Origin of the sequence: Moorena sp. SIOASIH, from assembly GCF_010671925.1 — a bacterium.
Lineage (GTDB): Bacteria > Cyanobacteriota > Cyanobacteriia > Cyanobacteriales > Coleofasciculaceae > Moorena.
Window position 1 is genome coordinate 1,321,659 of record NZ_JAAHIH010000003.1, and the last position, 19,464, is coordinate 1,341,122.

Below are 19,464 nucleotides of genomic sequence, written 5' to 3' on the forward strand. Positions count from 1 at the left end.
CGTACTCCCGACGTTGCCCTAACGGGACAACGCGGGCTTCTTCCCAACACCACCCAATGGTTCGGTTACTCGGGAAGCTTTACTTCTGACGGGACGCCCCACCGCCAAGTTTAATATATTAATTGCCGCATTTAAATCCCTATCCGCCACATAACCACAGTGAGGACAAGAATGAATACGGTCTTTTAGTTTTTTGGGAACTTTTTTGCCGCAATTAGAACAGTTTTGGCTAGTGTTGCGGGGATTTACTGCAACTGTAACCAAACCAGCATTCTCAGCTTTGTTTGATAATATTGACAGAAATTGACCCCACCCAGCATCAAGAACAGATTTGGCCAATTTAGTTTTAGCCAAACCTTTAATATTTAACTTTTCGTGGGCTACTAGATCATGATCGTCCAGTAAGTTTTTCGCTGTTTTAAAGTGAAAATCTTTCCTGGTGTCGGCTACCTTCTTGTGAGCTTTCCCTAATTTAGTGACAGCCTTTTTCCTGTTCTTACTACCTTTTTTAGATCGGGTGACAGCTTTCTGAATTTTCTTAAGTCGTTTCTGAGCTTTCCGGTAGTATTGAGGTATTTGCACCTCTGTTCCATCGGACTTGACCAATAAGGATTTTAGACCCATATCTATGCCAACAGGATTAGAGACGTTATCTACTGGGATAGTACCTGGAACAGAGTCATCTTTAATCGATAGTGTAACGTAATACCCATCAGCCTTTCGAGTTATGGTAGCGGTCTTTATCTTGAACCCTTTTGGAATAGGCCGATGATAAACCATCTTCACTTTTCCCAATTTTGGAAGGGTTAAGATATTGCCGTTTATGGGATTCTTAGAGAGTGATGGAAAGGTAAATGACTTGTACCTATTTTTTCCTTTAAACCTGGGTTTGCCGCTCTTTTTTCCGTTACTGTCACCTTTTAGAAATCCCTTAAATGCTAGATCAACCCTTTTGACACAGTCCTGTAAAACTTGAGATTGGAGCACCTTATACCAAGGTCTATCTTTCTTTAACTGAGGCAGTGTCTTCTTTTGAGAGAAATAGTCGGGATTATTTCTTAGATCTGGCAGGTAACAGATTAAAGGGCAGGAGTTAATAGAACAACGATTTTGCTCATACCAGTTAAATCTATCAGCAAGTAGGTAATTGTATTGATAACGAAGCAATTCTAACCATTTTTCTACCTCTGCCTTCTGTGATTTGGTTAGTCTTAATCGGTACTGGTATGACGCTATCATTGTTGCTAACTCCTGTTTTTCGACCTATTATTAGTATATCCAACGTCTTTACATGTGTCAATGCAAAATGAAGGATAAAAATTTAATGATCAGACTGACTAGCTTTGAAAAAAAACAACTCCAGCAAGAGGCTGACCGGAGAGGAATGACCTGCTCTGAATTACTCAGAAGTTTAATAGCTCGTTTCCCTGAACCAAAAGAGTCTTAGTTGGCAATTACGCTTCACTCCATTGCCCCGCTATCATCCCGACGCCCACAATATCCGCGTAGGGTGCGGGGCTTCTCGCGGACTAGCTAATCTATATAACCATTACTTCTCCCTATTCGGCTAATGGTATTTGATTATATGTAAGCATCCAGCTATCAGCCATGAGCCTTGGCCAAAGGCCACGCTACGGGAATGGCTCACGCTACGGGAACAGTCGTCAGCTAATCAACGGTAGGTAGTAAACAAGCTGGGGCTGCTGATACGGGTGCTTGAAAATCCCTGCTTGTTTTACTCATCCAACCCCGAGGAGTTAAAGCGTCTGATAGCTGATAGCTGACAGCTGAATACTTACGATTATATAGCAGCACTGACCTGATCACGGCTGACCAAACTGCCGGTCATACACTTCATCTTCTTTTTCGGTGTCAAATTTCAGGTTAGAGCGGGGATAAGCTACACACAGCAGCACATAGCCTTCTGCTTGGAGTTGTGGGCCTAAACCCATGCCATCGGTTTGGTCTACACTGCCTTCTCCTACTCGTTTAGCAGCGCAAGTGGTACAGACTCCAGCGGTGCAGGAACTGGGTAAATCTATCCCCGCCCCATGGCCAGCTTCAAGAATTTTTTGATCCTCTGGCACCTCTATAGTGTATGTGTTGCCTTTGTGATTAAGTTCGACGGTGTAAGTCTTGGGCATTGTATCAGTTTCGAGCTTGATACTCCCAATCCTATGAATAGGACAGGGAGGGTCACTGGCTTATTTTAGCGCTTTGTGGGATATAAATTAAGCTGGTGCCTTCGTTAGTCACTTGACTTGAGTACAAGGGCAAACTCCATATTACAATTTGTCCTCATTGTCAATCTCATGGTGATCTAATCCCAATTCTTAGGGCTCACACGGCTACAGATCAATTTCATCTGGCCATCTCCCCATCTGGCCATCTTACGGCGAGTCTAGTATTGATTAGAGAATATTAGTCCTGAAGTCATTGCTAAACAGTATAATCAGGTTCTTGATGAAGCGTTGTCAAAAGCTGAGTAGGGTATCTGTTGACTGTAATTTATTTGTTAATAAATCTTGCTTGAAGTTGGCCAAATACCCTTGACTTATTCGCCGTTTTTTGATATAGCATGATTTGAATAATCGACAATTGTTGACTAAAAGCAATTTAAGGATTATACTTCTTCTGCGGAAAATAATCCTTAAATCCTGATCAGGTCTGAGTTAAACGTTAGTTAAGTTACCGCAGATTTTTATTATACAAAGTTATTTTAAAAAATTACTAAATTGTCCGGAAACCTCTAGTTTCCTAAGAATATTTATTTAGTGCATAACTACAGTAATTATAAATCATTTGTAAAATATGCAAAATCATAAATCGTTGCTTGCCAAGGGTTATAGCGATACCTTTTGCCAGTATATTTCCTGGGGGGGTGACATGAATGGCTAGGAAGCTGACAGGATAAGCGACATAGCTGACGGGGTGACGAAACAGGCTGAAATGCTTGCTATGTAAAGGTAGTACCATTTTATGGTAAAAAAAGGTAGGTCTTCTATTTGCAACAAAACCTACCTGTTGACAATGTTACCGACATTATACCAAAACCACCTAAAAAGTAAATTTACTCTAGCCGAATATATTTTTTGAAAAATTTTCGTCAATCTCTTACAGTCAATTAAAAAAGTTAGTGTAGAAAAGTTAGCCAATGCTCTCCCTTTACTGATTAAATTTGAAGTAAGCATTCAGCTATCAGCTGATGGGCATAGGGCAAGCTACACCGAACAGCTTTTGAATAAAACAGGTAAGCATTCGTTTAATCTCTGTTACGGAAAGCTTACAGCTGACCACTAACGGTTGAATGCTTACAAAAACTATAATTAATTGGTACAAATAAATGATAAACATCCTACCTAATAAAAATGATTAAAAATAGAATAATAAATAACAAAAATTAAGCATAATAAAGCAATTAAAAACTTATACTATGTCTAGTCAACACAGAAAAAAAATTTAATAAATCTTGCTAATTTTGTTAAGTTTAATTCAATAGAAGGTGACTTTGTAGAGTGTGGAACTTATAAGGGAGGAACTGCAGCCGTATTGTCAAAATATATGGGGGAAGGTAGACATTTGTGGTTGTATAACAGCTTTGAGGGTATGCCAACTACTAAAGATAAAGATGGTCAAGAAGCTAAAAAATGGATTGGAGAATGTGTTGGCTCAGTTGAAGATGTTAGAAAGGCAATGAAATTATTTTCTACTAGTGAAGATAATTTCATTATTAAGAAAGGATGGTTTGAGTAAACTTTTAGTGAGCAACTGCCCAAAAAAGTTGCATTACTACACTGTGATGCCGATTGGTATGATTCCGTAACTTTAGTCTTGGATACATTCTATAAGTTAATCCCTGAAGGAGGTTGTATCATCCTTGATGATTTTGGATATTGGGAGGGTTGCAGAGAGGCTTTCTAGGATTTTTGTATTAGGAATAATGAGAAACCACTCCTGGAAAGGGTAGGAAGTACTCAGGCTTTTTGGATAAAAGGTAAATTGAATAGTCGAGGTTAACGAAAAATTATGCTTATCAGTCCTTTAACGGGTTCTAATAATGTCACTCTACTGAAGACAATCGAAGCGGAGCAACTAATCCAAAATTGGAAAGATAGCTTTCAGATAGATATTACTGAAGAACTTAAGGGTCATCATAATATTTATCTATATCAATGTAATGAAACTAACCTAAAATTTTTTGCGCCGTTTGATGTTGTTGGTTCTGGTAAACTTTACGAAAAACTAAATAAGTTTGACTGGTATTACATGCCTGAAAAATGGGAATACAATGTCGCACTACGAGACTTGTTAGAATGTCAAAATATTCTAGAAATAGGCTCTGGTTCTGGTCATTTTGTGAAGTCAATAATAGATGCTGGTCTAAATATAATAGGAATTGAACTTAATGAAGCCGCCGTTACTGCCGCACACAAAAAAAATCTTCCGGTAGAGCGTCTGGACTTAAAAGAAGGAGCTAAATTGTATCGAGAATCATTAGATGGTGTATGTAGCTTTCAGGTACTTGAGCATGTAGCTAATCCCAAAGACTTTATTGATTGGTCAATTCAAATGTTAAAGCCAGGAGGAAAGTTAATTTATTGCGTTCCTAATTCAGAGAGCTTCCTTAAATACCAGTACAACTTGCTAGATATGCCTCCACACCATATGCTTCAATGGTCTAGCTTATCTTTTAAATCACTGGAAAAACTGTTTCCCATTAAACTAATAAAAGTGGTTAACGAGCCACTAGCTTCTTATCATGTTTCGAGTTACATACATGGTTACAATAATCATTTTAGTTCTGTCTATCCTTTTGGTAAGTTTTTTTTTAATCGCTACACTATACCTCGCTATACCAAAATTATAAATCTTGGTTTGAGAAGGTTTTTAACTGGTCAAAGCTTATATGTGCTATTCAAAAAAATTTAGATGGACTACTTAAATCTTGGCTGCGGTCGCCGCTTCCATCCAGCCTGGACAAATGTAAACTTCACTTCATCAGGCGAAGGCGTAATTGCTCACAATTTAACAACAGGTATTCCCTTTCCTGATAACTCATTCCATGTCGTTTATCACTCCCACCTATTAGAACACTTTACCCCAAATATAGCTGAATCATTCCTAAGAGAATGCTACCGCGTCCTACGTCCTCAAGGCATTTTGCGGGTAGTTCGGACTTAGAACAAATTGCCGGTGACCGTAGTGCTGAAACTTTTAAAAAACTTTGGAATATCATAAAATGTTGGCATAGCTTTTGGTATGCCACTGATAAGTATGTTGTTTATCAAATGTTTATTGATGATATTGAGCATTTAACTAATAAAACTTATATGACTAGAAGCGATGCAGCGCGGTCTTGGGGAGCCAGTGCGGTCTTGGGGAGGCAGCGCGGTCTTGGGGAGGCAGCGCGGTCTTGGGGGTCTCCCCCATGAGCGACTGCCGTGGTTTCCCCCATGAGCGACTGCCGTGGTCTCCCCCATGAGCAACTGGCGTGGTTTCCCCCATGAGCGACTGCATCAAGACATAGAAAATGAAAATACAAGATTGAGACATTATTTAGCCAGACTACATCGACGCACTCTGTGCTACTCTAAATCTGAAGAAGCGATGCAGCGCGGTCTTGGGGAGCCAGTGCGGTCTTGGGGAGGCAGCGCGGTCTTGGGGAGGCAGCGCGGTCTTGGGGGTCTCCCCCATGAGCGACTGCCGTGGTTTCCCCCATGAGCGACTGCCTTGGTCTCCCCCATGAGCAACTGGCGTGGTTTCCCCCATGAGCGACTGCATCAAGACAATGTTGTATTTATCAATTAGGCTTCTTATTTATTATTTAAAATATCATAAAATTCCCCTTTCTGGTGAAACCATTTCGTAATTCAGCAACGCCCCGCAGCAGTCTATGGGGAACTGAATCAGAGTCTGACATTTGAGTCTGCACCCACAGTACCAATTAATCCCTATGGTCGCTCCAAGTTGATCAATGAGTGGATGATTCAAGATTATGCTGCTGCATCGGGGTTAAGGTATTTGATTTTGCGTTACTTCAATGTGGCGGGTGCTGACCCCTTTGGGAGAATTGGGGAGCGTAATGCCCAAGGCAGTCATTTAATTAAAGTGGCTTGTGATGCTGCAAAGGGCAGGCGGGAATGTTTGCAGATTTTTGGTACTGATTTTCCTACTCCTGATGGGACAGCGGTCAGGGATTATATTCACGTTTGGGATCTAGCCACTGCTCATCTAGATGGGTTGCACTATTTGGAGCAAGGTGGGCAGAGTCAGGTTCTCAATTGTGGTTATGGGCGCGGGTATAGCGTGCGGGAAGTGGTCAAGAAGATGAAGGAGATTTCTGGAGTGGATTTTCCCGTAGTTGAGGTGAACAGGAGGAAGGGAGATCCGGCAAGTGTGGTGGCAAGTGTCCAGAGGATTCGGGAAGTTTTGGGATGGATGCCGAATTATGACGACTTAGGGGTAATTGTGGAAACGACTTGGGAGTGGTACAAGCGTTGGTGATACCAAGTTGCCGTCAAAGGTAGTAGGGGATTAGATCAGATAATCATGCCTCAAAATCAAAGGATTAATTTGTAGTATGCAAAGTAATACGCATTTCCTGTGTAGCTTGGGTATTTTTTTGCGTATAAATACTGTTTTTTTTTAAGTTATGTGTTTTCTAAAATAGACAGAAATCGTCATCATTAATACTTACACTGTCAAAGGCATAATGTGGGTTTTACTTAGCAAGTATTTTTTTTATTATTCGCCGTTTTTCGATATTATTTTAATATAGGAATGGACAATGGTTTACTAAAAGCAATTTAAAGATTATACATCTGCGTATAATAAACCTGAAACCCCAGGTCTGAGCTAAAAGTTAATTTACCCCAGAGGTCTATTAGACAAAGTTATCCCACCAATTTCATCAATTGTCCGGAAAGCTCTACGAACCTTGAAACTAACTAGTTGCTGCCTAACTACTCATTGTTTGTTTAGGTTGGTTTAGGAAATAATTTCAAAATTTACCTCGGTGCTCGCTACAACTTAATTAACTAATTAACTACCAAATAATTAAAGAACTAAATAGTCTTTAATTTTCGGAGTGGGCTTCGATGGTCTTATTGATCTCAGTCTCTCCCCACATCACTTTTATCAAGTTTTAATTTCAACTGCAGTAAAGTGAGTAAAGGGGAGATTTTGTGTCTATTTTTACTTAGTAAAGAAAAAAATTAGCTTTGTTTAATAAACTAATGAATAACTGCACTCAAGCAACACCTAAAAGAAGAAGTGAACGCAATCGGAAACGTTCTAAAAGAAGAGCTATTTTCTGTCCAATTCATCGTTGCTACCTTGATAGCGCTAGTCAAAAATATCGGTTGTTTGCTGATCGAGCAGGACAACTAATCCAGCGTGGTGTTAAACAAAAATATGCCTTGATGCTGATCGCCAGTAACACCACAGTAGCTCTGGAAGGAGAGTGGCTAGAGGCTTTTTGGTGTAGTCAGTGCCAGTCAACCAACTGGTATCACTTGTGCCAGACAGGCGATCGCACCTATAAGGTATCTTTGGCTCCAGATCAGTTATGGCAACAGGTAACAGGGGTGATGGATCCTCAAGGAAACCCCTCAGTGGGAGAATTTACCCGTCGGCAGTCTAGAAAAATTGGTTTTCATGGGGTTAAAGATTTTGGGGCGATTTAGCTTTTTCTGTTATCAGTAGTCACACAATGGCTGCCAAGCCGAAACTAGTCATTGAAGCGGGACGTACAGAAAAGCAGTACTGGAAAGACTTGTGGGGCTATCGGGAATTGTTCTATTTATTGCCATGGCGAGCCCTTTTTGACAATGGTAGTGTTTACGGTGGTGTTTGGTAATCTAGCCAAATTACCTTACTATCGAAGGGGGAATGGTTGAGTGGCGAGATGGCGATGGCCTTGGTAGCGAGCAGGCACAACTGCAATCTATCAAGGTTTTTGACCATTGCAATCTATCAAGCTTTTTGACCGCGCAAGCGAGTTGCGTTCTTCCTTCCGCACAGATCAAGAAATCGTGGTGGCGATAGAATATCTCGTCAAAAAACCTGTAGCAGGGATAAGAGTCATTTTAGCTTTACTGACCACAACAGGTGAGACAACCTTTACGTAAACAAGTCACTCGGTTTCTCCCATGATTCATACACCGGGGCTAAACCCAAGCCCAATGTGTCATTTCTGCCAATATCTTAAATCGTAACCGATACATTGTTGAAGTGACAGCAGGCAGTCCAGGTGTTAAAAATTCTTGGTGTGGCGTATCTGAACTCTCATTCAATGTGGATGGAATTGGTAATCACGGTTCAACCCATCCAGAAAGCTGGGATGGTGTTGTTTGCCCTAAGCTTTCATGGACTGTCGAATCAATAACTAATTAAAGCAAAATAATGAAAAACATACTCATTGCTGGCTATCCCAGATCTGGCAATACTTGGGTAAATAGCTTATTTTCTTACTATTTTAATGCGCCGTACTATGATGCAGCGATTGAAGAAGCTATTCTTACTGGTAAATCAATGTTGGATGTTGTTCGTGCGTACAACGATGCGGGGCTTTCAGGAGAACATCATCGTTCGGATCAAAAAAAAGAAATTCTTTCCGTCATCCAAACTCATGCCCTAGCAGATAAATTTTGCCATACACATCCCAAATTTCTGGCAAAGCAAAGCTATAACTCAGCCGATTTTTTGGTGCTAATTGTCCGAGAACCAAAAGATGTTGCAGTTTCCTATTTCTACTACAGATTATTTTTTGAGCGTCGTTTGCACCAACATTGGTCTTCGGGTTTACCTGTTACATGGCGAGAATGGTTTTATCACCGCTTTTATTTTCAGAAGTTCGTGCTGAACATGGCCCGAGAATGGACAACTTTTCATCAAAGCTGGTTAGTGTACAATCCCTTTGTCATTCATTATGAATCGTTACTGAGTGAGCCGGTGGCACAGATCAGGCGCTTCACCGATGCATTTGGTTTATCTTTTTATCCCCAATATGCCAAAGAAGCTGAAGAGTTTTGTCGTTTTTCTAATCTTGGCAAACGCGAAGCTCGACATCTCAAGGATCAAAAAGTAGTTTCTCAAAACGAAAAATTTATCCGTAGTGGAAAAGCGGGTGGCTGGAAAGAGTATTTTTCCACAAGTCTAGTCGAAAATTTAGACAACGTTACTGCGCCAGTTAAAACCAAAATTGGCTATTAGTAAAAGCATTTTTTAATGGTACAAATTGTGAACAAATATATCGTTGTTACCACGATAAATCAGAAATCAAAAGCACTCTCTTTATTCGAGCAAAAAAGCGATTGGAAAATCGTTGTGGTTGGTGATAAAAAAACGCCTCCAATTGAGTCTTCTGTTAATTTAACGTATTTATCGATTGCCGATCAAGTTGAACTGGGTTACGAAATTAGTCAACACTGTCCTTATAATCATTATGCTCGCAAAAATATTGGCTATTTGTATGCAATTCAAGCAGGGGCAGAGGTGATTTATGACACTGATGATGACAACTGGCCCACAGAGAGTTGGGGAATCTACGATTTTTATGGCGACAGGCAATATGTGACCGAACAAAAGTTTGTAAACATCTATCGTTATTTCACCGAAAAGCTAGTTTGGCCACGAGGGTACCCTTTAGACGAAATCAAGCATCAGACCGAGCATCAGCTTCTTAATACCAAGCCTGTCTCGATTGGGGTTTGGCAGGGGGTGGTCGATCTCGATCCCGATGTGGATGCTATTTACCGCTTGATCATCGGTGAAAACATTACCTTTGCCAAAAATAGCCCGGTCTTTTTAGGAGAGCATCAGTATTGCCCCTTCAATTCACAAAACACATTTTGGCATAGAGATGCCTTTCCTTACCTTTATCTGCCCTCAACTACAAGCTTCCGCTTTACCGATATATTGCGTGGATATATTGCCCAAAAACTGATGTGGAACCAAGGTATATATCTCGGATTTCAGTCTGCTGACGTTTACCAAAAGCGCAATCCACACGACCTGATGACAGATTTCAAGCAAGAGGTAGAATGTTACCTTGGGGTCAAAGCAATTGTGGCTTTGCTGGACACACTGGAATTGGGAGAAAACCCCCTTCAAAACCTCAAAGTAGTCTATTCTGCTTTGGCAGAGGCTGGATTTGTTAGTGCGCTTGAGGTCTCGATTTGCCAAGCGTGGTTGAATGATTTGACCCGCATTCTTGAAAACAGGGACAACTATTACATCAAAGAGGGGGCTGCTTGAAACCGATCAAAATTCTTCTAGTACAGTGCGAAATGCACAGTTGGCGAGCAGCACGGGCATGGTCTTACAATCTCCATATTGGTTGGGAGCAAGGACTACGGGCAAATCAGGTTGAGTTTCTCACCATCACGACTCCGTGGCTTGCCCTTGCTAAAGAGATTATTGCGGGACGGACGTTTGATCAAGTATGGATCAATGATTTGGTCCTCTCATCGGCACGGGATGGGGGTGACATTAGTCAGACGCAGTTGGCGATGCTTGCTGCTTTAGCCCCCGTTCGTGTGGGCTTGCTCACCGAGTCCATTTACGATTACACAGACTCTGAAATGGCAGAACTCCCCGACATGCAACGGACACAGGCCGAAGTCGAGAAATGTTTGCCTCATTTGACCCATGTGGTGGCTTATGATGAAGCTGATGTGGCAAAGGTAAAGCATCGTTGCGGGCTGCCTTGTATGTGGGCTCCCAGCCCTGTGGTGGAAAGCTTGATTCACGAAGATGTCCCACCGCCTACCTACAATCAGGCATTTTTTAGCGGGAGTATCTATCGTGGACGACAGGCGTGGCTTGAGCACCCCCTTCTCCAAGAGCATCTCAGTCGCCACGCTTCGCCTGATCAGGACACACTGTATCCACAAGTTTTCGATCGCTTACACAGCCGTCCTGCACGTCGTCTGATCCAAAATCCTGTTGCCATTCCTTTTTATTCTGTCTATCTAAATGCGGTACGTTGCATTCGCAAACGCAGCTATGTACGATGGCTGCAAGGATTACAGTCGGGTGTCGCAGTTGTCAATCTGCCCCACTTTGTCAAGTCCTACACGCCCCGTGTGATTGAGGGTATGGCTGCAGGACGCCCGGTACTCTCTTGGGAGATTCCCAATCGACCGCGCAACCAAGCACTTTTTGAAGATGGAAAAGAAATTTTACTCTTTAATACCCCAGAGGAATTAGCTGGTCATATTCAGCGCTTGCAATCAGATACTCTTTTTGCCCAACAAATCACAGAGAATGCCCGTCGCCGTATTCGGCAATTCCACACTACGGACAAGCGCGTACAGCAAATTTTGCAGTGGATTCAAACTGGAAAAGAGGCAATTTATCAGTAAATGACTCCTCCCTATGTCTAACATCAAAAAAGGCTTGAAACACCTTTATTGGGAATTCTATAAGACTTTACCGATGCGCTATCTGCGTACAGCTCAATTTCGCAGCCATCGTCCACTGGAGGAGGGCAAATTGCGCGGTACACCAATTGTGCGCTACTACTGGGATCGATATCTTGATCAACATCTTGGGGACATTCGGGGGCGAGGGCTAGAGATCGGAACCACCGCCACCATTCGACGCTTTGGTGGTCAAGCTTTAACACAGGCTGATGCGATAGATGTCTCGGCACACAGTCCGGAAGTGACAGTTGTTGCGGATTTAAGCCGCGCCGACGATGTTAGTGCCAACACCTACGATTGCTTTGTTAATCAGTTTACTATGCACATTATCTATGATGTGGAAGCGGCACTCTATCACTCCCTGCGCATCTTAAAGCCAGGTGGCGTGTTACTGATTAACTTTTCCTGTGTAGACTATTATTTTCCCGACGGTTTAGATATGGGAACGGGGAAACCACTGTTTTTGTACCACTGGTTTACACCTATCGGTGTTGAAAATTTATTGCGCCGAGTTGGGGTTACACAGGCAGATTATAGCTCGGAAGTCTATGGTAATTTGTTTGCGCGCATTGCCTATCAGATGAATATGCCTGCGGAAGAACTCACTAACGATGAATTGCAACATCAAGATGTTCACTATCCCGTGCTTATCTGTGTGCGTGTGGTCAAACCTACCCAGTGGCAAGGTAAACCACCAGAATATCGAGAGCCTTGGCACCCGCAGGGTAAAACTGCCGTCTGGAATCGGGTTCAAGGCGAGCGTGTATGATGCCTAGATTAACATTTATAGGTTCGCATTCTGGACGAAATATTATGGAGGTAGCAGCAATTCATTCCTTTATAGCAACAGCCATCAAGAAAACGTTCCAGTGGTATCAACAGGTGACAGTCCAACCTGTCCGGTGGGGCAATTTGCGGCGCTTGACGCCCATCAGCCGCATTTTTGGGTTGGATCGAGGGATGCCCATTGATAGATACTATATTGAAGCATTTCTGCAAACCCATGCTGAGGATATTCTTGGCTCCGTCTTGGAAATTGGGGAGGCTGTCTACACTCGTCAATTTGGTTGCGATCGCGTAACACAAATTCATGTCTTACACGCCCAAGCTGGTAATCCTCAAGCCACGGTTGTGGGGGACTTAGCCACCGGGCAAGGGTTGCCCACAGAAGCGTTTGATTGCATGATTCTGACCCAGACCCTGCTTGTGATTTATGATGTGCACAGTGCGATCGCTAATTGTTATGCTGCCCTTAAGCCAGGTGGAGTGTTGTTGGCTACCTTTCCGGGCATTAGTCAAATCAGTCGCTATGACATGGATCGTTGGGGCGATTACTGGCGTTTTACTGATGCATCAGCACGGCGACTCTTTGGTGATGTCTTTGGTCACGACCAGGTAAGGGTCAACACCTATGGCAATGTGTTGAGTGCATGTGCCTTTTTGCAGGGTTTGGCAACGCAAGAACTTAAGGCACAAGAACTCGATTATCACGATCCTGATTATCAACTTTTGATTACAGTGCGGGCAGTGAAGTGATGAAAAGAGTTATCAACTTTGGGATGGGACGAATCCATAGCGCAAGCCGCTGGCTGAGGAAAAAAATGTCTAACACGGCACTGATTTTGCTCTACCATCGGGTGGCGGATGCACCAGCAGATCCGCAGTTGTTGTGCGTGTCACCAAGCCATTTCGCCGAACACCTGGAAGTGTTGCGGAAATACGCCCATCCCATCAGCCTTCAACAGCTTACTGATGCACTGCGGGTAGGTCATATTCCCCCTAGGGCAGTGGTCATTACCTTTGACGATGGCTATGTCGATAATATCACCAATGCCAAACCCTTGTTAGCACAGGCAGATGTGCCAGCAACGGTCTTTGTGACAACCGATTACATCGGGCAAATGCGTGAATTTTGGTGGGATGAACTGGAGCGACTGTTGTTACAACCGAACACACTTCCCCAAAAACTCTCCCTTAAAGTCGCAGGGGAACTTCAGGAGTGGGCATTGGGAAAAGCAACTACCTATAGCAAAGAGGAACATGAGCGTTATCGGAGTTGGAGCGTTTTGGAACCAACAGATCCAACACCACGCCATACAATCTATCGTGGGCTGCATCGCCAGTTACTTGGGTTGTCGGGGCAAGAAATTGCAGCCAGTTTGCAAACACTACAACAACAGAGCGGTCAAGGGACGAAAGCTCGTCCCACTCATCGACCAATGAAGCCAGAGGAGATCGTTCAATTAGCGGAAGGTGGCTTAGTTGAAGTAGGTGCCCACACCATCACCCATCCAAACCTTGCTACCTTGCCCATTGCTGCCCAGCTTACAGAAATTGAGCGCAGTAAAACAGAGTTAGAAACAATTCTGGGTCGTTCACTGAGCAGTTTTTCCTATCCATTTGGTACCCAAGCAAGTTATACACCCAAAACTGTTGCGTTGGTGCGTGAAATAGGCTTTAGCTGTGCTTGTGCCAACTTCCCAGATGTTGTTTGGAAGCGCTGCGATCGCTATCAGCTCCCCCGTATTGTGGTGCGTGATTGGAATGGTGATGAATTCGCTGAACGATTGCGGGGGCTTTTGACGTAGGCACACAGGAGCGAGCGCAAAAAATTGATCGAATTGTGTTTGAAGGAGATAGCGATCCTTGCAAATCTTAAGCATCAATACCCGTGACATTACAGGAGGCGCAGCACAAATTGCGTGGCAGTTGCATCAAGGCTATCGGCAGCGCCGCTGCCAAAGTTGGCTGGCGGTGAGCGAAAAGCAGAGTGACGATCCCTACACAGTAGTGATACCCCATCTTGGCAAGATCAGTCAATCGATGTTGGGTGCAGCGTCAAAAATTGAAAGGCGGCACCCAAGTCCTTTGGCGAGTGCTTTAAAATTTCTAGCTGAACCGTGTAAGCATTGGGAGTTGAGGCAGGGGCACGAAAATTTTCACTATGCCGGGAGTCGGGATATTGAGAAGTTGGTTCCCATTGCGCCAGAAATCATCCACGCCCACAACCTACATGGTGACTATTTCGACCTGCACCAACTACCCCAACTCAGCCAGCGCGCACCCTTAGTGCTAACCCTCCATGATGCCTGGTTGCTGAGTGGTCATTGCGCCCACTCACTCAGTTGCGACCGTTGGCAAATCGGCTGTGGGCACTGCCCTGATTTGAGGCTCTACCCCGCCATCCGACGGGATGCAACCGCTTTTAATTGGCAACGCAAGGCTCAGATTTATCAGCGAAGCAAACTCTACATTACCACCCCTTGCCAATGGTTAATGAACAAAGTTGAACATTCAATGTTAGCTCCTGCTGTTGTTGATGCAAGAGTCATTCCCAATGGGGTCGATCTCAACATTTTTAAACCAGCTCCCAAAGCAGAAGTGCGTGACCGATTGGGATTGCCACAGGATGCGTTAATCTTGTTGTTCAGCGCGGAAGCAACTCGTCGCAATCCGTGGAAAGATTACGCGATGCTCCATGATGCGGTTGGCAAACTATCGGCGGTCGTCCAAACAAGGCAGGTTTTCGATCAATCCCCAATCTGTTTTGTGGTTTTGGGTGATGACGGCCCGACAGAACAAATAGGAAATGTTGAAGTACGTCACGTTGGTTATCAAAGCGATCGCACCACTGTTGCTAACTACTATCAAGGGGCTGACCTTTATCTACATGCCGCTAAAGCTGACACCTTTCCCACCAGCATTCTCGAAGCACTAGCTTGTGGTGTGCCTGTGGTGGCGACCGCTGTCGGTGGCATTCCCGAACAAGTCGAAGAAGGCGTAACAGGCTTTATCGTCCCTCAAGGCGATAGTGCAGCAATGGCGGAACGCATCCTGAAACTTATCGATTTAGAACCATTACGCCATGCAATGAGCCAAAACGCTCATCAAACTGCCAAACGGGCCTTTTCAGTCCAACGGATGGTAGATCAATACTTAAGTTGGTATGCCCACATCTTGCACCATTGTCATTAATCGTAGGGTGGGCAGTGATTGAGACAGATAAAATAAGCTTGCAAAGCGCGTTGGTAGGCACTGCCCACCCTACATCAACTTAACGAATAGCACTAAAAATAAATCTACCTCTCGTAACTTCCTTTTTTTACATAATCCTTTAGAAAAACCTTCTTTATGGTAACTAAAATTTTAGTAACTGGTGGGGCTGGTTATATTGGTTCCCATGTAGTGCTTCAATTATCAGAAGCTGGTCACGATGTTGTGGTTTACGATAACTGTTCTACTGGTTCAGCGTCCGCTGTGCTCCATGGGCAGTTAGTCGTTGGAGATTTAGCAGATAGGGAGCGACTCCATCAACTATTTGCCCAGGAACAATTTACTACAGTCATACATCTGGCTGGAAGTAAGGTAGCTCCGGAGTCGGTGGTCAAGCCTTTAGATTATTACGCTAACAATAGCTGCAATACTTTAACTCTGCTGAGGTGCTGTCAGGCGTATGGGGTGGAGCAGTTTGTCTTTTCTAGTACCGCAGCAGTTTATGGGGAAGTAAATCATAGTCTGGCATTTGAGTCTTTACCCACAGTACCGATTAATCCCTATGGTCGCTCGAAGTTGATCAATGAGTGGATGATTCGGGATTATGCTGCTGCATCGGGGTTAAGGTATTTGATTTTGCGTTACTTCAATGTAGCGGGTGCTGACCCCTTTGGGAGAATTGGCGAGGGTAATTCCCAAGGGAGTCATTTAATTAAGGTCGCTTGTGATGCTGCAAAGGGCAGGCGGGAATGCTTGAAGATTTTTGGTACTGATTTTCCTACTCCTGATGGGACAGCGGTGAGAGATTATATTCATGTTTGGGATCTAGCCACTGCTCATCTAGATGCGTTGCAGTATTTGGAGCAAGGTGGGCAGAGTGAGGTTCTCAATTGTGGTTATGGGCGCGGGTATAGCGTGCGGGAAGTGGTGAAGAAGATGAAGGAGATTTCTGGGGTGGATTTTCCCGTAGTTGAGGTGAACAGGAGGAAGGGAGATCCGGCAAGTGTTGTGGCAAGTGTGGAGAGGATTCGGGAGGTTTTGGGATGGATGCCGAATTATGACGACTTAGGGATGATTGTGAAAACGACTTGGGAGTGGCACAAGCATTGGTGATACTAAGTTGCCGTTAAATGTAGTAGGGGATTAGAGGTTGTCTGAGAAGTCTAATTTGCTACACCTAAGCCCCCTAAATCCCCCAATTTTGGGGGACTTTTACCAGCAAATAGATTCTTGTTCCCCCCAGAATTGGGGGGCTAGGGGGGCAAAATTCAGTATCAAAAAACTTTTCAGATATCCTCTTAGATAAAATAATCAAGCATCAAAATCAAACGATTAATTTGTAGTATGCAAAGTAATCGGCATTTCCTGTGTAGCTCTGCCATTTTTTTTGCGTATAAATACTGATAAGTTTTGAATTTATGTGTTTGAGCAAATCTACAAAAAGCGTCATAATTACGGATTACACTATGAAGTGCGAAATGTAGGTTGGAGTTATCCAAATTGCATTGACTTATTCGGCGTTTTTTGATATTATTTTAGAGGTATGGACAATTGTTGACTAAAAGTAATTTAAAGATTAGACATCTCGAAAAATCAACCTGAAATCCTGATCAGGTCTGATCTAAAAGCTAATTTACCCCAGAGGTCTGTTAGACAAAGTTATACCACCAATTTATTCAATTGTACCGAAAGCTCTACGAACCCTTAAAATAACTAGTTGCTGCTTAAATACTCATTGTTTTTTGAGGTTGGTTTAGGAAATAATTTCAAAATTTTTCTCGGTGCTCTCTACAACTTAATCAACTAATTGACTAGAAACAAATTAAAGACTATTTAGTTCTTTAATTTTCGGAGTGGGCTTCGATAGTCCTATTGATATCAGTCTCTCCCCACATCACTTTTATCAAGTTTTAATTTTAACTGCAGTAAAGTGAGTAAAGGGGAGATTTTGTGTCTATTTTTACTTAGTAAAGCTAAAAAAAATTAGCTTTTGTTAAAATTAACTAATGAAAAACTGCACTCAAGCAACAGGTAAAAGAAGAAGTGAACGCAATCGGAAACGTTCTAAAAGAAGAGCTATTTTCTGTCCAATTCATCGTTGCTACCTTGATAGCGCTAGTCAAAAATATCGGTTGTTTGCTGATCGAGCAGGACAACTAATCCAGCGTGGTGTTAAACAAAAATATGCCTTGATGCTGATCGCCAGTAACACCACAGTAGCTCTGGAAGGAGAGTGGCTAGAGGCTTTTTGGTGTAGTCAGTGCCAGTCAACCAACTGGTATCACTTGTGCCAGACAGGCGATCGCACCTATAAGGTATCTTTGGCTCCAGATCAGTTATGGCAACAGGTAACAGGGGTGATGGATCCTCAAGGAAACCCCTCAGTGGGAGAATTTACCCGTCGGCAGTCTAGAAGTGGTAGTTGTTGATGGTTTTCGGTGGGCGATTTTAGGGGTATAATACCAGATTTATTTTTGGTGTTGTTTATGACAAAATTTCACTGTTTATTTTGTATATAATTTGACCGATGGAATTGAATTTATAATTTATTAGTTTAGGTCGTGCTAGCTTTTCCGGATTAGTTAATATGAGATAACCGGAGAAGTTTGCTAATATAGTATTGACAGGTGCCATCACATTTTGTCTGGCGGTTCTTATTCATTCTACCTTTTTATCACCGCTTTCCCCGGAGCAGTTAACTAAGTATTATCTAGTTGCTGTTGCTGGCATATTACTGTTTGGTTTTGCTTTATTAAAGTGGCGCGAAGAGACCAAGGTCAATTTTGCCCTCGCCCTGCTATCGATTGGTTTCGGTCTATATTTGCTAGAATTGTTACTTTTTTTTGGAGTGGCAGGAGGGATTAGAAAACCAACAGAGGAACGAATACGACTTGAGGGAATTAAGCGAGCACAGCAAAGTGGTGTTCCCTTCGATAAGCGAACCAAGTTGCAAGTTCTAATGGACCTCCGAAAAGAAGGCATTGAGGCTTATCCCGGTTTTCATGCTTTTTTTCTCAGGGGAACCGAGGGGGTGAATGTTGGCGAAGATCATATCTACCCATTGGGGGTGCTCTCAAATAAGTTAACCATACTTTGCAATGAATCAGGAGAGTGGTCTGTTTATCAGAGTGATGAACACGGATTTAATAATCCTCCCGGCATTTACGAAAATCGAGCCCTGGATATGGTCTTGATCGGCGATTCGTTTACCCACGGGGCTTTTGTCAAGCCGGGGGAAGACATCGGTGGGCAACTCAGGCAACGCAACAGACAGCTCTTAAATCTAGGTAATATTGGTAATGGGCCATTGGCAGAGCTGGCCACGCTCAAAGAATATGGGGCACCCGTAAGACCTAGGATAGTACTATGGTTTTATTATGAAGAGAATGACATAGAAGGTCTGATCAGCGATAAAAATTATTCGTTTTTGTTGCAATATCTTGAGAGGGATTTTAGCCAAGGATTGCTCAAACGACAGCCGGAAATTGACCAAATTTTGGTGAACTACATTAAAAAGCAAGAAAAAAGTCAAGCATCTAGAAACAGGCTTTCCTATAAGCTCAGAAGTATCTCAAGGCTATATGATTTGCGTCGAGAGTTGAAGTTTATAATAAGCAAGCCGTCACCAACCGAAGTGTTACAAAGGGAAGCCTCATCACTTCCTCTGTTCCTTGACACTCCCCGCCCGCTTATGGACGGGGATTCTTGATTCAACGAGATGACTTGTTCAACCAGGCCGGAGCCTGGAAAAATAGAGGTCTCCTCTCCCCAAGCGTAGAGGGTCTATGACCCAGGTTTCGGTGTGGCCCACCGTACCTTTTTTATATAGATAGATACTTTTTTAATCTAATTTTTTTCATAGACGTTTAATTCGTTAGACCAAATTACGCAATATGCATCTGATACATATTTTTTACGTTGCCTACTTATTTTTAGATAGTATTTATCTAGCTTTTTAGTTTCTTATTTATAATATAATCATAACACGCTCTGTGAAAACTGTCAAGTTTTAGCTGAAAAATAAAGCCGTCCTATAAGGACAGGG

General features: G+C 43.0%; 18 protein-coding genes and 2 pseudogenes. 17 read left to right on the top strand and 3 right to left on the bottom strand.

Annotated elements, in window-relative coordinates; translation table 11 throughout:
• Window positions 1-18 precede the first annotated feature (18 nt).
• Window positions 19-1,239, bottom strand: a complete 1,221-nt coding sequence (locus tag F6J90_RS20725) for a transposase (protein WP_293097533.1) — start codon at window positions 1,237-1,239, stop codon at window positions 19-21.
• Window positions 1,240-1,823: 584 nt separating this feature from the next.
• The gene (locus F6J90_RS20730; protein ID WP_293097536.1) at window positions 1,824-2,144 is read right to left on the bottom strand and encodes a 2Fe-2S iron-sulfur cluster-binding protein; all 321 of its coding nucleotides are present in this window, start codon (window positions 2,142-2,144) and stop codon (window positions 1,824-1,826) included.
• A gap of 1,318 nt (window positions 2,145-3,462) precedes the next feature.
• Here F6J90_RS20730 and F6J90_RS20735 point away from each other — a divergent pair.
• The 3 genes and pseudogenes from F6J90_RS20735 to F6J90_RS43660 all read left to right on the top strand — a co-directional run bounded on the left by F6J90_RS20735 (window position 3,463) and on the right by F6J90_RS43660 (window position 5,181).
• Window positions 3,463-3,921 (top strand): annotated as a pseudogene (locus F6J90_RS20735) (TylF/MycF/NovP-related O-methyltransferase).
• Between the two features lie 105 nt (window positions 3,922-4,026).
• A complete protein-coding gene (locus F6J90_RS20740; protein WP_293097539.1) occupies window positions 4,027-4,929 on the top strand; it encodes a class I SAM-dependent methyltransferase in 903 nt (300 codons plus the stop codon).
• The gene (locus tag F6J90_RS43660) at window positions 4,930-5,181 is read left to right on the top strand and encodes a methyltransferase domain-containing protein (RefSeq protein ID WP_366513796.1); all 252 of its coding nucleotides are present in this window, start codon (window positions 4,930-4,932) and stop codon (window positions 5,179-5,181) included. It abuts the gene before it with no gap.
• 145 nt (window positions 5,182-5,326) lie between these two features.
• On the opposite strand, the gene F6J90_RS20745 is transcribed toward F6J90_RS43660, so the two are convergent.
• The gene (locus F6J90_RS20745; protein ID WP_293097542.1) at window positions 5,327-5,455 is read right to left on the bottom strand and encodes a hypothetical protein; all 129 of its coding nucleotides are present in this window, start codon (window positions 5,453-5,455) and stop codon (window positions 5,327-5,329) included.
• A gap of 68 nt (window positions 5,456-5,523) precedes the next feature.
• On the opposite strand from F6J90_RS20745, the pseudogene F6J90_RS20750 reads away from it, so the two are divergent.
• From F6J90_RS20750 to F6J90_RS20815, 14 genes and pseudogenes are all read left to right on the top strand, one after another.
• A pseudogene (locus F6J90_RS20750) lies at window positions 5,524-5,721 on the top strand (hypothetical protein); the annotation flags it as partial.
• 147 nt (window positions 5,722-5,868) lie between these two features.
• Complete coding sequence (gene galE / locus F6J90_RS20755) at window positions 5,869-6,504, top strand: UDP-glucose 4-epimerase GalE (RefSeq protein ID WP_293097909.1); 636 nt, start codon at window positions 5,869-5,871, stop codon at window positions 6,502-6,504.
• 731 nt (window positions 6,505-7,235) lie between these two features.
• Window positions 7,236-7,685, top strand: coding sequence for a hypothetical protein (locus F6J90_RS20760; RefSeq protein WP_293097544.1), 450 nt, complete (start codon window positions 7,236-7,238; stop codon window positions 7,683-7,685).
• 26 nt (window positions 7,686-7,711) lie between these two features.
• Complete coding sequence (locus F6J90_RS20765) at window positions 7,712-7,858, top strand: hypothetical protein (protein ID WP_366513797.1); 147 nt, start codon at window positions 7,712-7,714, stop codon at window positions 7,856-7,858.
• A gap of 545 nt (window positions 7,859-8,403) precedes the next feature.
• Complete coding sequence (locus F6J90_RS20770; protein WP_293097547.1) at window positions 8,404-9,213, top strand: sulfotransferase domain-containing protein; 810 nt, start codon at window positions 8,404-8,406, stop codon at window positions 9,211-9,213.
• 15 nt (window positions 9,214-9,228) lie between these two features.
• On the top strand, window positions 9,229-10,257 hold the full coding sequence (locus F6J90_RS20775; protein WP_293097550.1) for an STELLO glycosyltransferase family protein: 1,029 nt from the start codon (window positions 9,229-9,231) through the stop codon (window positions 10,255-10,257).
• Complete coding sequence (locus F6J90_RS20780; RefSeq protein ID WP_293097552.1) at window positions 10,254-11,366, top strand: glycosyltransferase; 1,113 nt, start codon at window positions 10,254-10,256, stop codon at window positions 11,364-11,366. The genes F6J90_RS20775 and F6J90_RS20780 overlap by 4 nt, the downstream gene beginning before the upstream one ends.
• A 13-nt stretch (window positions 11,367-11,379) precedes the next feature.
• Window positions 11,380-12,195, top strand: a complete 816-nt coding sequence (locus F6J90_RS20785) for a class I SAM-dependent methyltransferase (protein ID WP_293097555.1) — start codon at window positions 11,380-11,382, stop codon at window positions 12,193-12,195.
• Window positions 12,192-12,962, top strand: a complete 771-nt coding sequence (locus F6J90_RS20790) for a methyltransferase domain-containing protein (protein WP_293097558.1) — start codon at window positions 12,192-12,194, stop codon at window positions 12,960-12,962. The genes F6J90_RS20785 and F6J90_RS20790 overlap by 4 nt, the downstream gene beginning before the upstream one ends.
• A complete protein-coding gene (locus F6J90_RS20795) occupies window positions 12,962-14,014 on the top strand; it encodes a polysaccharide deacetylase family protein (protein ID WP_293097561.1) in 1,053 nt (350 codons plus the stop codon). The genes F6J90_RS20790 and F6J90_RS20795 overlap by 1 nt, the downstream gene beginning before the upstream one ends.
• 58 nt (window positions 14,015-14,072) lie before the next feature.
• Window positions 14,073-15,401, top strand: coding sequence for a glycosyltransferase (locus F6J90_RS20800; RefSeq protein WP_293097564.1), 1,329 nt, complete (start codon window positions 14,073-14,075; stop codon window positions 15,399-15,401).
• Window positions 15,402-15,557: 156 nt separating this feature from the next.
• Window positions 15,558-16,532: a UDP-glucose 4-epimerase GalE gene (galE, locus tag F6J90_RS20805; protein ID WP_293097567.1), complete on the top strand. Its 975-nt coding sequence runs from the start codon at window positions 15,558-15,560 to the stop codon at window positions 16,530-16,532.
• An 893-nt stretch (window positions 16,533-17,425) separates the two neighbouring features.
• Entirely contained in the window at window positions 17,426-17,848 is a 423-nt protein-coding gene (locus F6J90_RS20810; protein ID WP_293097570.1) for a hypothetical protein, read from the top strand.
• A 191-nt stretch (window positions 17,849-18,039) separates the two neighbouring features.
• On the top strand, window positions 18,040-19,128 hold the full coding sequence (locus tag F6J90_RS20815; RefSeq protein WP_293097573.1) for a hypothetical protein: 1,089 nt from the start codon (window positions 18,040-18,042) through the stop codon (window positions 19,126-19,128).
• The last annotated feature ends 336 nt before the right edge of the window (window positions 19,129-19,464 follow it).

Coding starts and splice junctions, on each gene's coding strand:
- F6J90_RS20770 (WP_293097547.1), top strand. CDS start 8,404: ATGAAAAACATACTCATTGCTGGCTATCCCAGATCTGGCAATACTTGG.
- F6J90_RS20795 (WP_293097561.1), top strand. CDS start 12,962: ATGAAAAGAGTTATCAACTTTGGGATGGGACGAATCCATAGCGCAAGC.
- F6J90_RS20790 (WP_293097558.1), top strand. CDS start 12,192: ATGATGCCTAGATTAACATTTATAGGTTCGCATTCTGGACGAAATATT.
- F6J90_RS20765 (WP_366513797.1), top strand. CDS start 7,712: ATGGCTGCCAAGCCGAAACTAGTCATTGAAGCGGGACGTACAGAAAAG.
- F6J90_RS20810 (WP_293097570.1), top strand. CDS start 17,426: ATGAAAAACTGCACTCAAGCAACAGGTAAAAGAAGAAGTGAACGCAAT.
- galE (WP_293097567.1), top strand. CDS start 15,558: ATGGTAACTAAAATTTTAGTAACTGGTGGGGCTGGTTATATTGGTTCC.
- F6J90_RS20760 (WP_293097544.1), top strand. CDS start 7,236: ATGAATAACTGCACTCAAGCAACACCTAAAAGAAGAAGTGAACGCAAT.
- F6J90_RS20730 (WP_293097536.1), bottom strand. CDS start 2,144: ATGCCCAAGACTTACACCGTCGAACTTAATCACAAAGGCAACACATAC.
- F6J90_RS20775 (WP_293097550.1), top strand. CDS start 9,229: ATGGTACAAATTGTGAACAAATATATCGTTGTTACCACGATAAATCAG.
- F6J90_RS20785 (WP_293097555.1), top strand. CDS start 11,380: ATGTCTAACATCAAAAAAGGCTTGAAACACCTTTATTGGGAATTCTAT.
- F6J90_RS43660 (WP_366513796.1), top strand. CDS start 4,930: ATGGACTACTTAAATCTTGGCTGCGGTCGCCGCTTCCATCCAGCCTGG.
- F6J90_RS20740 (WP_293097539.1), top strand. CDS start 4,027: ATGCTTATCAGTCCTTTAACGGGTTCTAATAATGTCACTCTACTGAAG.
- F6J90_RS20725 (WP_293097533.1), bottom strand. CDS start 1,239: ATGATAGCGTCATACCAGTACCGATTAAGACTAACCAAATCACAGAAG.
- F6J90_RS20745 (WP_293097542.1), bottom strand. CDS start 5,455: ATGGGGGAAACCACGGCAGTCGCTCATGGGGGAGACCCCCAAGACCGC.